At 72.2% G+C, this 12313-nt stretch carries 12 protein-coding genes; 7 read left to right on the top strand and 5 right to left on the bottom strand.

The window, feature by feature from the left end; genetic code table 11:
* From sufC to FHS88_RS03850, 6 genes are read left to right on the top strand one after another with little or no spacing between them, the layout of a single operon-like run.
* Window positions 1-747 carry a Fe-S cluster assembly ATPase SufC gene (sufC, locus tag FHS88_RS03825; protein WP_184481497.1) on the top strand — a complete coding sequence of 249 codons (747 nt, stop codon included), beginning with the start codon at window positions 1-3 and terminating at the stop codon, window positions 745-747.
* Window positions 744-2036 (top strand): Fe-S cluster assembly protein SufD, encoded by a 1293-nt coding sequence (gene sufD, locus FHS88_RS03830; RefSeq protein WP_184481499.1) that lies wholly within the window; start codon window positions 744-746, stop codon window positions 2034-2036. The genes sufC and sufD overlap by 4 nt, the downstream gene beginning before the upstream one ends.
* The gene (locus FHS88_RS03835) at window positions 2036-3283 is read left to right on the top strand and encodes an aminotransferase class V-fold PLP-dependent enzyme (protein ID WP_184481500.1); all 1248 of its coding nucleotides are present in this window, start codon (window positions 2036-2038) and stop codon (window positions 3281-3283) included. The genes sufD and FHS88_RS03835 overlap by 1 nt, the downstream gene beginning before the upstream one ends.
* Window positions 3280-3753 carry a Fe-S cluster assembly sulfur transfer protein SufU gene (gene sufU, locus FHS88_RS03840; protein WP_184481502.1) on the top strand — a complete coding sequence of 158 codons (474 nt, stop codon included), beginning with the start codon at window positions 3280-3282 and terminating at the stop codon, window positions 3751-3753. Before FHS88_RS03835 ends, sufU begins: the two co-directional genes overlap by 4 nt.
* Window positions 3746-4129, top strand: a complete 384-nt coding sequence (locus FHS88_RS03845; protein WP_184481504.1) for an SUF system Fe-S cluster assembly protein — start codon at window positions 3746-3748, stop codon at window positions 4127-4129. The genes sufU and FHS88_RS03845 overlap by 8 nt, the downstream gene beginning before the upstream one ends.
* 9 nt (window positions 4130-4138) lie before the next feature.
* Window positions 4139-4507: a HesB/IscA family protein gene (locus tag FHS88_RS03850; protein WP_184481506.1), complete on the top strand. Its 369-nt coding sequence runs from the start codon at window positions 4139-4141 to the stop codon at window positions 4505-4507.
* Between the two features lie 63 nt (window positions 4508-4570).
* On the opposite strand, the gene FHS88_RS03855 is transcribed toward FHS88_RS03850, so the two are convergent.
* Together FHS88_RS03855 and FHS88_RS03860 are read right to left on the bottom strand one after the other, a co-directional pair.
* On the bottom strand, window positions 4571-5524 hold the full coding sequence (locus FHS88_RS03855) for an MBL fold metallo-hydrolase (RefSeq protein WP_184481508.1): 954 nt from the start codon (window positions 5522-5524) through the stop codon (window positions 4571-4573).
* A gap of 71 nt (window positions 5525-5595) precedes the next feature.
* Window positions 5596-6579 carry an MBL fold metallo-hydrolase gene (locus tag FHS88_RS03860; protein WP_246419430.1) on the bottom strand — a complete coding sequence of 328 codons (984 nt, stop codon included), beginning with the start codon at window positions 6577-6579 and terminating at the stop codon, window positions 5596-5598.
* A gap of 214 nt (window positions 6580-6793) precedes the next feature.
* On the opposite strand from FHS88_RS03860, the gene FHS88_RS03865 reads away from it, so the two are divergent.
* On the top strand, window positions 6794-7849 hold the full coding sequence (locus tag FHS88_RS03865) for a class I SAM-dependent methyltransferase (RefSeq protein WP_184481512.1): 1056 nt from the start codon (window positions 6794-6796) through the stop codon (window positions 7847-7849).
* Here FHS88_RS03865 and FHS88_RS03870 read toward each other — a convergent pair.
* The 3 genes from FHS88_RS03870 to FHS88_RS03880 all read right to left on the bottom strand — a co-directional run bounded on the left by FHS88_RS03870 (window position 7822) and on the right by FHS88_RS03880 (window position 12299).
* The gene (locus FHS88_RS03870; protein ID WP_338146391.1) at window positions 7822-9144 is read right to left on the bottom strand and encodes a class I SAM-dependent RNA methyltransferase; all 1323 of its coding nucleotides are present in this window, start codon (window positions 9142-9144) and stop codon (window positions 7822-7824) included. The genes FHS88_RS03865 and FHS88_RS03870 overlap by 28 nt on opposite strands.
* A 36-nt stretch (window positions 9145-9180) precedes the next feature.
* A complete protein-coding gene (locus tag FHS88_RS03875; protein ID WP_184481514.1) occupies window positions 9181-10377 on the bottom strand; it encodes an acyl-CoA dehydrogenase in 1197 nt (398 codons plus the stop codon).
* Between the two features lie 92 nt (window positions 10378-10469).
* Window positions 10470-12299, bottom strand: a complete 1830-nt coding sequence (locus tag FHS88_RS03880) for a DEAD/DEAH box helicase (RefSeq protein WP_184482298.1) — start codon at window positions 12297-12299, stop codon at window positions 10470-10472.
* Window positions 12300-12313 lie beyond the last annotated feature (14 nt).

Here is a 12313-nt window from a genome sequence, read left to right on the forward strand (position 1 = left end):
ATGCTGAAGATCGAAGGACTGACCGCCGAGGTCGAAGGGAAGCAGATCCTCAAGGGGATCGACCTGGAAGTGCCCACGGGCGAGGTGCACGCGATCATGGGCCCGAACGGGTCCGGCAAGTCCACGCTGTCCTACGTGCTCTCGGGCCGCGAGGGCTACGAGGTCACGGGTGGCACCGCCACCTTCAACGGCCAGGACATCCTGGCGATGGAGCCGGAAGAGCGCGCGGCCGCCGGCCTCTTCCTCGCCTTCCAGTATCCGGTCGAACTGCCGGGCGTGGGCAATGCGACCTTCCTGCGCACGGCGCTGAACGCGCAGCGCAAGGCGCGTGGCGAGAGTGAACTCGATGCGATGCAGTTCCTCAAGCTCGCGCGTGAGCGGATGAAGGCGCTCGCCATGCCGGAGGACATGCTCAAGCGCGGCGTGAATGTCGGCTTCTCGGGCGGCGAGAAGAAGCGCAACGAGATCCTGCAGATGGCGCTGCTGAAGCCGTCGCTGGCCATTCTCGACGAGACGGATTCAGGCCTCGATATCGATGCGCTGAAGATCGTCGCCGACGGCGTGAACGCGATGCGCGGACCCGGTTTCTCTGCGCTGGTCATCACCCACTACCAGCGCCTGCTCGACTACATCGTGCCGGATCGCGTGCATGTGCTGATGGGCGGGCGCATCGTGAAGTCTGGCGGGCCGGATCTCGCGAAGGAGCTGGAGGCGCAGGGCTACGCCGCCGTCCAGGCCGCCGCATGACCACTGCCGCGCAGACCGGCGCCGCGGGATTCCTTGCCCGCTACGAGGGGCTGAAGGACCACCTGCCCGGCGCGCGCAAGCCCTGGCTGAATGCGCTGCGCGCGGACGCCGCGGTGCATTTCGCCGCGCGCGGCTTCCCCACGCGGCGCGTCGAGCAGTGGAAGTACACCGACCTCGCCCCCGTCGCTCAGGCCTCCTTCGCCGAGCCGCTGACGATGGTGGACGGCGCGATCGCCCTGCCGGTGCCGAATGCGAAGCACCGCGCGGTGTTCGTGGACGGGCGCTTCCGCCCTGATCTCTCGGCGCTTGAGGGCCTCGCCTTCCGCGCCGGCGGGCTGGCGCAGGACCTGAACGCGGCGGAGGGGCTGCTCGGCGCGCTCGCGAAGCCAGCGACCGAACCCCTCGCGGCGCTGAACACCATGCTGTTCGAGGATGGGCTGCTGCTCGACATCCCGGACGGCGTGGATGGCGGGCTGCTCGAACTCGTCTCCATCGCCGTGGATCCGGGCCGTCCCTTCGCGTTCCATCCGCGCCACTTGATCCGCCTCGGCGCCGGCGCGCGGCTTACGCTGATCGAGACCGCGACGGGCCGCGGCCAGTGCCTGCACAACCCCGTGTTCGAGATCACCGTGGCCGAGGGCGCGAGCCTGACACACGGGCGGATGCTGCAGGAGGAAGTGACCGTCTTCCACCTCTCGACGATCTACGCGACCATCGCCGCCGGCGGCACCTATGACAACTTCACCGTCGCCGCCGGCCCCCGCCTGACGCGCAACGAGATCCATGCGGCGCTGACCGGCCCCAGGGCCGCCTGCCACATGAACGGCGCTCAGATGGCCGCGGACGGCCAGCATGTGGACACCACCACCTCGCTCGATCACGCCGCACCCGACTGCGCCTCCCGCCAGACCTACAAGACGGTGCTGGCCGGCCGCTCGCGCGGCGTGTTCCAGGGCAAGATCCACGTCCATCGGGTGGCGCAGAAGACCGATGGCTACCAGATGAACCAGGCGCTGCTGCTGAGCGAGGAAGCCGAGATCGACAGCAAGCCGCAGCTCGAGATCTATGCCGACGACGTGAAGTGCAGCCATGGCGCGACGGTCGGCGCGCTCGATGCGGACAGCCTGTTCTACCTCCGCTCCCGCGGCATCCCCGAGAGCCAGGCCAAGGCCATGCTGGTCGAGGCCTTCCTGCACGAGGCGGTCGAGACCGTGACGGACGACACGCTGCGCGCCGCGCTGACGCGGGCGCTCGACACCTGGTGGGCGCGCCAGAGGAAGACCGCGTGATGGACGGCGTGACCACGGCCCCCTTCGACGTCGCGCGCATCCGACAGGATTTCCCGATCCTGTCGCAGCCGCAGGCGCGCGGGCGGCCGCTGGTCTTCCTCGATTCCGGCGCCTCCGCGCAGAAGCCGCGCGCCGTGATCGAGGCGATGGTCCGCTGCATGGAGACGGCCTATGCCAACGTCCATCGCGGGGCCTACCGGCTGAGCGAGCTCGCCACCGACGCCTACGAGGCGGCGCGTGCCGCCGCCGCCCGTTTCCTCAACGCCGCGGATGCGCGCGAGGTCGTCTTCACCCGCAACAGCACCGAGGCGATCAACCTCGTCGCCCATGCCTGGGGGCGCGGTGTGATGCAGCCCGGGCAGGCGGTGCTGATCAGCGAGCTCGAGCACCACGCCAACATCGTGCCCTGGCAGATGCTGCGCGACGACAAGGGCAACGAGCTGCGCGTCTGCCGCGTGACCGATGCCGGCGAGCTGGACATGGAGGATCTCGCGAGCAAGCTCGCCGACGGCAAGGTCGGGCTGGTCGCGATGGCGCACATGTCCAACGTGCTCGGCACCGTCACCCCGGTCGAGCGCATCGTGGCGCTCGCCCACGCGCATGGCGCGAAGGTGCTGCTCGACGGATCCCAGGCCGCGGTGCACCGCCGCGTGGACGTGCAGGCGATCGGCTGCGACTTCTACTGCTTCACCGGCCACAAGCTCTACGGCCCGACGGGCATCGGCGTGCTCTGGGCGCGCCTCGAGCATCTCGACCGGATGCCGCCCTTCCTCGGCGGCGGGGACATGATCGCCTCGGTGACGTTCGAGCGGTCCGAATGGGCGCCGCCGCCCGCGAAGTTCGAGGCCGGAACGCCGGCGATCGTGGAGGCGGTCGGCCTGCATGCGGCAATCGACTACGTGACAGCCATCGGCATGCCGGCCATCGAGGCGCACGAACGGGCGCTGGTGGACCACGCCATGGGCGCGTTGTCCGAGGTGCCGGGGCTGACGCTGCTCGGCCGCGCGCAGGACCGCGGCGGCGTCTTCGCCTTCGCGATGGACGCGGCGCATCCGCACGACCTCGCGACGCTGCTCGACCGCGCGGGCATCGCGGTCCGCGCGGGCCGGCATTGCGCCGAGCCGCTGCATGCGCGCTTCGGCGCCGAGAACGGCACCACGCGCGCCTCCTTCGGCCTCTACACCACGAAGGAGGAGGTCGATCTCCTCGCGCGCGCACTCATCGAGGCGCGGGAGTTCTTCCGATGAGCGGCCTCTTCGACGACCTGCGCGACCTCTACCAGGAGGTCATCCTCGACCACGGCCGCCGCCCGCGGAACTTCCGCCGCCTCGAGGACGCCGACGCCACGGCGCGCGGCGACAATCCGATGTGCGGCGACCGGATCGAGCTCTTTCTCAAGCGCGCGCCCGACGGCACCATCGCGGACGCCGCCTTCCAGGGCCGCGGCTGCGCGATCTCGACCGCCTCGGCCTCCCTGATGACCGAGGTGGTGAAGGGCAAGGCGCCCGAGCAGGCCAAGGCGCTCGGCGCGGCCTTCCGCGAGCTGGCGATGACCGGCGCCTGCCCCGACTGCGACGCGGCGCTCGCCGAGGACATGGAGCGCCTCGCGCCGCTCTCCGGCGTGCATGAATTCCCCTCCCGCGTGAAATGCGCGACGCTCGCCTGGCACACGCTGAACGCCGCGCTCGACGGGACGAAGGAGGCGAGCAGTGAGTGAGGACGCCACCGTCAACCGCGCCGAGACACGCGCCGCCTGGACGCCGGAGGGCGAGGTGAAGCCGCCCGCGCCGAAGGTGGACGAGGACGCGGTGATCGCCGCGATCTCCACCGTCTACGACCCCGAGATCCCGGTGGACATCTACCAGCTCGGCCTGATCTACGCGATCGAGATCGAGGATGACGGCCGGGTGAAGATCGAGATGACGCTGACCACCCCGGCCTGCCCCTCGGCGCAGGAACTGCCGAGCCAGGTCGAGGAGGCTGTGCGCGGCGTCGAGGGCGTGACCGACGTGCTGGTCGAGGTCGTGTGGGATCCGCCCTGGGACCAGTCGCGCATGAGCGAGGACGCGCGCCTCGCCCTGAACATGTTCTGAGCGAAGCCGATGAGCACCACCACCGAGGCACCCCGGAAGCCCCGCGCCCTGCCGCCGCTGATGTCGCTCACCGATGCCGCCGCCGAGCGTCTGCGCGCGCTCTATGCGAAGGGCGAGCAGGGCCGGCTGCTGCGCATCGGCGTCAAGACCAAGGGCTGCTCGGGCCTGTCCTACGACCTCTCCTGGACCGATGCCCCGGCACCGAGCGACGAGGTCATCACCGACAAGGGCGTGACCGTGCTGATCGACCGCAAGGCGACGCTGTTCCTGATCGGGACCGTCATGGATTACGAGGTGAAGGCGATGACCTCGGGCTTCACCTTCACCAACCCGAACGAGAAGGGCCGCTGCGGCTGCGGCGAATCCTTCCACGTCTGACCGGGGCGGCGCGGTGATGCAACTGCGCCGTCCCGTGGAGCGTGCCCTTCGCCCCGGGGCTGGTCAGGCCGTTGCCGGCACCAGCCGGTAGCCCATACCGGCGCGCTCGACGCGCCCCGTCGCCGGCATGTCGAAATGGTAGCCCACCACCGGCATGCGCTCGCTCGCCGCGCGGTCGAGCAGGCGCTTGCGCGTCTCCACCGCCATCGGCGGATCCATGTCGAAGATCGGATACCATTCGGGATTGGCGATGAAGAACATCGGCGTGGTGATGGCATCGCCCAGCACCAGCGCCTGGGCGTTGCCGTCGTGGATCAGGAAGCTGGTGTGGCCGGGGCTGTGGCCGTTGCTCGCGACGGCGCGGATGCCGGGCGCCACCTCGGCGTCCGGGCCGAAGCGGGTGATGCGCTCGGCATAGGGCGCGAAGCGGCGGCGGACATTGGCGAAGGCGGGGCGGCGGGCCTCGGTGGCGCGCGATTCCTCGCCGGCATCGGTCCAGAAGGACCATTCGCGTTCGGGCACGGCCAGGGCGGCCTGGGGGAACACCGCCGCGCCGTCGCCGCCGGTCAGCCCGCCGATATGGTCGCCGTGGAAATGCGTGAAGACGATGCGCGTCACCCGTGCCGGATCCAGCCCGGCCGCGCGCATGTTCGCGTGCAGCGTGCCGGTGTCGGTATTCGGGAAGCCCCCGGTCCCGGCATCCAGTGCGACGAGGCCTGCCGGCCCCTCGACGAAGGTGACGTTGTAGGGGTTGCGAATCGCCGTGCCGGCGATGCCCGCCGCCTGCATGGCGGCGGCGACCTGCTCGCGGCTGGCGTTCACCACGAGGCCCCGCGTCGCGTCGGGCCGCAGGGCCGTGCCGTCGGTCACGACGGTGACGGTCAGCGCGCCGACGCGGAAGCGGTGGAAGGGCGCCGCTGCGGGCGCAGCTTGGGCGGCCGCGTCGCGCCCGCTCGTCAGCAATGCCGGGACGGCAAGCGAAGCTGCGGCGAGCACGCCGCGACGATGGAACGGCATCCGGTAACCTCCCTGCCCGATGCGGGCGCGACAGCAGATCGTCCCGCCGCGCCCGGAATCAAGCGACAAGGTCACACCGCGCTCGACCACTCCGCCGGCACGAAGCGGAAGCCGTTGCCCGCGCGCGCGACATGGCCGTTGGCGGGGAAGGGGTAGTGGTAGCCGGTGACGCGGATGCGGTCCGTCGCCACCATGTCCAGGATGCGCCGCCGGGTCGCCGCCGCCGCGTCGCCGTCGAGGTCGAAGACGATCTGCCAGTCCGGCCGGGCCATCATGATCTCCGGCCGGTTCGTGGTGTCGGCGAGGAACATCGCCTGCTCGGCACCGTCGGCAATGCGGAAGACGGTATGGCCCGGCGTATGGCCGAAGGCGGCGATCGAGGTGATGCCGGGGATCACTTCCGAGCCCGGCTGGAAGGTCTTCACCCGGTCGCGATAGGGGGCGAAGCGGCGCGCGACATTGGCGAAGGTGGGGCGCTGGCCCTCAGGGGTGCGCGTCTGGTTGCCTTCATCCGTCCACCAGGCCCATTCGGGGGCGGGGACATGGACCTCGGCATTCGGGAAGGCGCGGTTGTTCTGCGCGTCGAGCAGGCCGTTGATGTGGTCGCCATGGAAGTGGCTGTGGATCACATGCGTCACGCGGGCCGGGTCAATGCCCGCCGCGGCCATGTTCGCGATCATCCGGCCGTTGGTCGCGTTCGGCGCGGTGACGCCGTTGCCGGCGTCGAAGACGGCGATCGTGTCGCCGCGCTGGACGAAGGTGATCGTGAAGGGGATGGCCGTGCGGTCGGTCGGCAGGAAATGCTCCTGCGCCAGCGCCTGCACCTCGGCGAGCGGGGCGTTGCGCACGAAGCCCTCGAGCGGCCGCGCGAAGAAGCCGTCATGGACCATGGTCACGACCGCGCCGCCGACGCGGAAGCGGTAGAAGCCCGGCGCCTGCGCGGGTGCCGCGGCGGGCGTGCCGGCGGGCGCCTGCGCGGCGGCGCCCCGGAGCAACGCGGGCAGGGCTGCCATGCCGGAGGCGGTGGCAATCAGGGCGAGACGGCGGCTCGGCATCATGGTCGTGGTCCTCCCGGTCAGGGTCCGGCCGGTGGCGGGGAAGGCGGTGGAGCGGGGCATGGGCCGACGGCGCCAAGCCGCTCGGCAGGTCGGCCGGGACCCGGTAAGGGTGTGGTGCGGGATAGGCCGGGATCAAGCCCCGGCTGCGCCATTGGCCTTCCGCCGCCGCTGTGCCATTCCGGCACTCCGACGCAATGAGCCGCCTGGAAGGATGCAGGGACAGCCCTTGCCGAAGGACAATCCGCCACTTCCGAACCCGCCGCGGCGCCCGGGCCTCGTGCCGCGCATCCTCTCCTGGCTCTTCGCCACGGGCGGCGGCGAGGCGCGCGGCGGCGGCTTCAGCACCCAGGAGGAGCTGTTCCGCATCAGGGGCGAACTGGCGGTGCTGCGCGCGGGCCTCGAAGCCGTGCGCGCCGGGGTCGGCCGGCGCGACATCGCGACCCTCGAGGAACTTCTGCGGGCGGGCAACCGGCGCGAGATCGAGGCGCTGATCCGCGACCGCACCCAGACCGTGCCGCTGCCCGACGGCAGCGTGCTGTGCCGCGCGCTCGGCCGGTTCAAGATGTTCGTGGACGCGGCCGATCCCGGCATCGCGCCGCACCTTCTGCTCGACGGCTACTGGCAGTACTGGGTCACGGAGTTCATCTGCCGCAACCTCTCGCGCGGCGAGGTCGCCTGGGACATCGGCGCGATCTACGGCTACTACACCATCCTGATGGCGGACCTCGTCGGCGCCGAGGGCCGGGTTCTCGCCTACGAGCCCAATCCGTGGCTGCACTGGCTGCTCGGCCGCAACCTCTTCCTCAACGGTCTCGGCGCCATTGCCACCGCGAAGCGCCTCGCCGCCGTCGAGGCGGCGGAGGAGGCGGTGACGCTGCCCGCCATGCTGACCGGCCCCGCCGACGGTCCCTTCGCCGCCGAGTTCACCGAGGCGAACGGCCGCCGCGTGCACACCGCGCCCGGCGTCGCGCTCGAGGAGGCCGAGACGGCGGGTGTGGACTTCATCCGCATCGGCACCGCCGCGATCGCCGACCGCGCCGTGGCCGGCATGGGCGGCGTGCTGGACCGCAACCCCAACCTGCGCATCCTGCTCGACTTCGACGCCGCGCGCTGCCGCGAGGCCGCGGCGATGCTCGCCGCCCTCGCCGCGCGCTTCCCGCTGCGCGTCGTGGACGGCGATTCCTTCGCGCGGCCGACCACGGTGGAGGAACTGCTCGAGCGCCGGCGCGTCGCGACGCTCTATCTCTCGCGCCTCGAGCCGCGCTGACGCGGCGCCTCGCGCAGGTAGGCGACCACCGCCTCGAGCTGCGCGGAATGGACGAACTGGTCGATCGGCGTCGCCGCCGCGACACGCCAGCCGGCGGCGGCGAAGGCGCGCGCGTCGCGCGCGAGCGCGGCCGGATTGCACGAGACATAGACGACGCGCGGCACTTCGCTGCGCGCGAGCAGAGCGGCCTGCGCAGCCGCACCGGCATGGGGCGGGTCGAGCACCACGGCGGCGAAGCCCGCAAGTTCCGCGAGGCCGAGCGGCTGTCGCGCGAGGTCGCGCCGCGTCGCGGCAACGGGCAGCCCCGCGCGGCCCGCGGCCGCCGAGAGCGCGGCGACGGCGGCCGCATCGCCCTCGAAGGCGGCGACGCGCCCGCGCCTGGCGAGGGGAAAGGTCAGCGTCCCGAGGCCCGCATGCAGGTCCGCGATGCGCCCCCGTCCGGGCAGCCGCTCCGGCAGCGAGGCGAGCACCGCGGCCACGATCGCGGCCTCGCCCTCCGGGCTCGCCTGCAGGAAGGCGCCGGGCGGAGGCGCGACCGGCACGCCGCCGAGCGCGATGGAGACGGGACCGAGCTGCGCGGCCGGCTCCGCAGGGCCTTCGCCCTGGGCCCAGGCGATGCGCGGCACGCCCTGGTCCTGCGCGAAGCGCGCGAGCAGCGCGCGATCGGCCGCGGCGAGCGGCCCGTCGGTGCGCAGCAGCAGGTCGGGGCCGGTGTCGAGCAGGTTGACCACCGCCGAGCCCTCCCGCCGCAACGCGCCGAGGCCGCGCAGCATCGCGCGCAGCGGCTGCAGCAGCGCCACCAGCCTCGGGTCGAGCACGAGGCAGGCGGTGATGTCGAGCACCTCGGCGCTGCCGGCGCGATGCAGCCCGGCGGTGATGCCGGCCGGACCGCGGCGCAGCGCGAAATCCGCGCGGCGCCGGCGGGCGGGCGGGGTGGTGATGGTCGTGGCCACCGGCGCGTCGCGGAAGCCCGCGCGCGCCAGCGCCTCGACGAGGCGCGCGCGCTTCCAGGCCGCCTGCGCCGCGGGCGAGGCGTGCTGCAGCACGCAGCCGCCGCAGCCCTGCGCGACATGCGGGCAAGCGGGGGTGACGCGCTCGGGGCTGGGTTCGAGAACCGCGGTAAGCCGCGCCACCCGGCCCTCGCCGCGGCGCGGGCCGGGTTCGGCCCGCACCGTCTCGCCGGGCAGCGCGCCGGGGACGAAGCAGGGCGTGCCGTCGGCGAGCACGGCGAGCCCGTCGCCCGCCGCGCCCATGCCGGAGATGCGCAGGGTCTCTGCCGCGGCGCTCACCGCCACGGCGGCCCTGCGGCCCCGGGCCGCCTGCGTGCCATCTCAGCCGAAGGCGTTCAGCCCGGTCTGCGCGCGGCCGAGGATCAGCGCGTGCACGTCATGCGTGCCCTCGTAGGTGTTCACCGTCTCGAGGTTCATGACGTGGCGGATCACGTGGTACTCGTCCACGATCCCGTTGCCGCCGTGCATGTCGCGCGCCATGCGCGCGATGTCGAGCGCCTTGCCGCAGTTGTTGCGCTTGACGAGCGAGATCATCTCCGGCGCGACCTTGCCCTCGTCGAACAGGCGGCCCACGCGCAGCACGGCGTGCAGGCCGAGGGTGATCTCGGTCTGCATGTCCGCGAGCTTCTTCTGGATGAGCTGCGTCTGCGCCAGCGGCTTGCCGAACATCTTGCGGTTCAGCGTGTAGTCGCGCGCGCGGTGCCAGCAATCCTCGGCCGCGCCCATCGCACCCCAGGCGATGCCGTAGCGCGCGCGGTTGAGGCACTGGAAGGGGCCGGCGAGCGACTTCACACCCGGCAGGCGGTTCTCCTCCGGCACGAAGACCTCGTCCATCATGATCATGCCGGTGACCGAGGCGCGGAGGCTGAACTTGCCCTCGATCTTGGGGAAGGAGAGGCCCTTCATGCCGCGCTCGAGGATGAAGCCGCGCAAGGTCCCCTCGTCGTCCTTCGCCCAGACCACGGCGATGTCGGCGATGGGCGAGTTGGTGATCCAGGTCTTGGAGCCGTTCAGGATGTAGCCGCCATCCACCTTCCGCGCGCGCGTGCGCATCGAGGAGGGGTCGGAGCCGGCATCGGGCTCGGTCAGGCCGAAGCAGCCGACCCATTCGCCGGTGCGCAAGCGCGGCAGGTACTTGTCCTTCTGCGCCTCCGAGCCGAAGGCGTGGATCGGGAACATCACCAGCGAGGACTGCACGGAGAAGGCGCTGCGGTAGCCGGAATCGACGCGCTCCACCTCGCGCGCCATCAGCCCGTAGGAGACATAGCCCACGCCCGCGCAGCCATGGCTGTCGAGCGTCGCGCCGAGGAAGCCCATCTCGCCGAACTCGTTCATGATCTCGCGGTGGAAGTGTTCCTTGCGGAAGGCTTCCTGCACGCGCGGCAGCAGCTTCTCCTGGCAGAACTGCCGGGCGCTGTCGCGGATCATGCGCTCGTCCTCGGTGAGGACGTCATCGAGCAGCAGCGGATCGTCCCAGACGAACTGCGCGCGGGTGGCGGGCTTGGTGACGACGTTCATGGCAAGTCCTCCGGCGTCGGGCCGGCAGGATGCGGTCCCGCCGGCGCTCGGGCAATGATGAAGCGGCCGGGCCGGGCGGGCCCGGCGGGGTCTCAGGCGGCCTCGCTCTCCGGCGCCGCCTCGGGCAGCGCCCCGGCCGGCGCGGGCTTCTCGGCGCGCGGGCGCGGCAGCGGGATCAGCATGAAGGCCGGCACGGCGTCGCCGAAGCCCTGCACGGGCGGGCCGAGATCCTCCTGCCGGTAGCGGCGCTCGCGGCCCGCCTCGCGGTCCCGGTCACGCTCGCGGCGCGGCTCGCGCTCGGGGCGGGCGGCGGCCTCGGCGGTCTCGCGCTCGATGCGCGCGCTGCGGTCGCGCTCGCCCGGACGCTCGCCGCGTTCGCCCTGGCGGGGGCGGTCGCCGCCGCGCTCGCGCCGCGGGCGGGCCTCCTGGGCCTCCGCGGCTTCGCGCGGGGCGCGCTCACGCGGGGCGGCGTCGCGGCGGGCACCCTCGCGCCGGCCGCCGTCGCGGCGCTCGCCGCCGCGGCCCCTGGCGGGGGCGGCGCGGCCGCGGCCGCGGCCCTTGGGGGCGTTGCGCGCCTCCTCGATCTCCTCCTCGGGCACGGGGTCGAGGCCCTCGACCACCATGCGCGGGATGGGCTTGCCGGTCAGCTTCTCGATCGCCGCGACGTTCTTGGCGTCGTCGGCGGTGGCGATGGTGTAGGCGTGGCCCTCGCGCCCCGCCCGGCCCGTGCGGCCGATGCGGTGGACATAATCCTCGTCGCGGAAGGGCACGTCGAAGTTGAAGACGTGGCTGAGGCCGCCGATGTCGATGCCGCGCGCGGCGACATCCGAGCAGACCAGGAGCTGCAGCTCGCCCGCCTTGAAGGCGTTCAGCGTGGCGAAGCGGGTGGACTGGTCCATGTCGCCATGCAGCGCGCCGACGCTGAAGCGGTGCTTCTTCAGCGACTTGTAGAGGATGTCCACATCCACCTTGCGGTTGCAGAAGATCAGCGCGTTCTGCACCTTCTCGGAGCGGATCAGCCGGCGCAGCGCCTCGCGCTTGTCGTGCGGCTGCACATAGACGAGGCCCGTGGTGATGGTCGTCGCCACCGAGGCGGGCGGGGCGACCGTGATCTCCTTCGGGTTGGACAGGAAGGCATCGGCCAGGCGCCGGATCTCGGGCGCCATGGTGGCGCTGAAGAACAGCGTCTGGCGCATCTTCGGCAGCAGGGAGACGATGCGCTCGACATCGGGGATGAACCCCATGTCGAGCATCCGGTCCGCCTCGTCGATCACCAGCAGCTTGACGTCCGCCATCAGGATGCGGCCGCGGTCGAAGAGGTCGAGCAGGCGGCCCGGTGTGGCGATCAGCACGTCCACGCCCTTCTCGAGCACGTCGCGCTGGTCGTTCATGCTCTCCCCGCCGATCAGCAGGGCGTGGGTGAGCTTGAGATACTTGCCGTACTTCTCGAAGTTCTCGGCGACCTGCAGCGCGAGCTCGCGCGTGGGCTCCAGGATCAGGCTGCGCGGCATGCGCGCCTTGGCGCGGCTGCCGGTCAGGATGTCGAGCATCGGCAGCACGAAGGAGGCGGTCTTGCCGGTGCCGGTCTGCGCGCAGCCGAGCACGTCGCGGCCCATCAGCACCCAGGGGATCGCGCTCTCCTGGATCGGCGTCGGGTGGACGTAGCCGGCCTCGGCGACGGCGCGGAGCAGCTCCTCCGACAGGCCGAGATCGGCGAAGGTGGTGCGAGGGGGCGCGGGCTCATCCTCCTCGGTGTATTCGGGCACCTCCTCCTCGATGGCGTCCTCGGCCTCGGGGGGTGTTTCCGCGATCGGCGCCGCCGCGGCGGTGGCTTCCTCGGGGGGGGCTGGCGGCGTGGCCCCGGCCGCGGCCTCGGCCGCCTCGGGGGCAGGGCCCGGCTGCGCCGGGGCATCGGCGGCCATCCCGGCCGCAACGG

This window comes from Neoroseomonas alkaliterrae (assembly GCF_014199195.1).
Lineage (GTDB): Bacteria > Pseudomonadota > Alphaproteobacteria > Acetobacterales > Acetobacteraceae > Neoroseomonas > Neoroseomonas alkaliterrae.

Excerpts from the sequence above, each read along its gene's own strand:
- sufC (WP_184481497.1), top strand. The coding sequence starts at position 1 with ATGCTGAAGATCGAAGGACTGACCGCCGAGGTCGAAGGGAAGCAGATC.
- sufD (WP_184481499.1), top strand. The coding sequence starts at position 744 with ATGACCACTGCCGCGCAGACCGGCGCCGCGGGATTCCTTGCCCGCTAC.
- FHS88_RS03835 (WP_184481500.1), top strand. The coding sequence starts at position 2,036 with ATGGACGGCGTGACCACGGCCCCCTTCGACGTCGCGCGCATCCGACAG.
- sufU (WP_184481502.1), top strand. The coding sequence starts at position 3,280 with ATGAGCGGCCTCTTCGACGACCTGCGCGACCTCTACCAGGAGGTCATC.
- FHS88_RS03850 (WP_184481506.1), top strand. The coding sequence starts at position 4,139 with ATGAGCACCACCACCGAGGCACCCCGGAAGCCCCGCGCCCTGCCGCCG.
- FHS88_RS03855 (WP_184481508.1), bottom strand. The coding sequence starts at position 5,524 with ATGCCGTTCCATCGTCGCGGCGTGCTCGCCGCAGCTTCGCTTGCCGTC.
- FHS88_RS03860 (WP_246419430.1), bottom strand. The coding sequence starts at position 6,579 with ATGCCGAGCCGCCGTCTCGCCCTGATTGCCACCGCCTCCGGCATGGCA.
- FHS88_RS03865 (WP_184481512.1), top strand. The coding sequence starts at position 6,794 with ATGCAGGGACAGCCCTTGCCGAAGGACAATCCGCCACTTCCGAACCCG.
- FHS88_RS03875 (WP_184481514.1), bottom strand. The coding sequence starts at position 10,377 with ATGAACGTCGTCACCAAGCCCGCCACCCGCGCGCAGTTCGTCTGGGAC.
- FHS88_RS03880 (WP_184482298.1), bottom strand. The coding sequence starts at position 12,299 with ATGGCCGCCGATGCCCCGGCGCAGCCGGGCCCTGCCCCCGAGGCGGCC.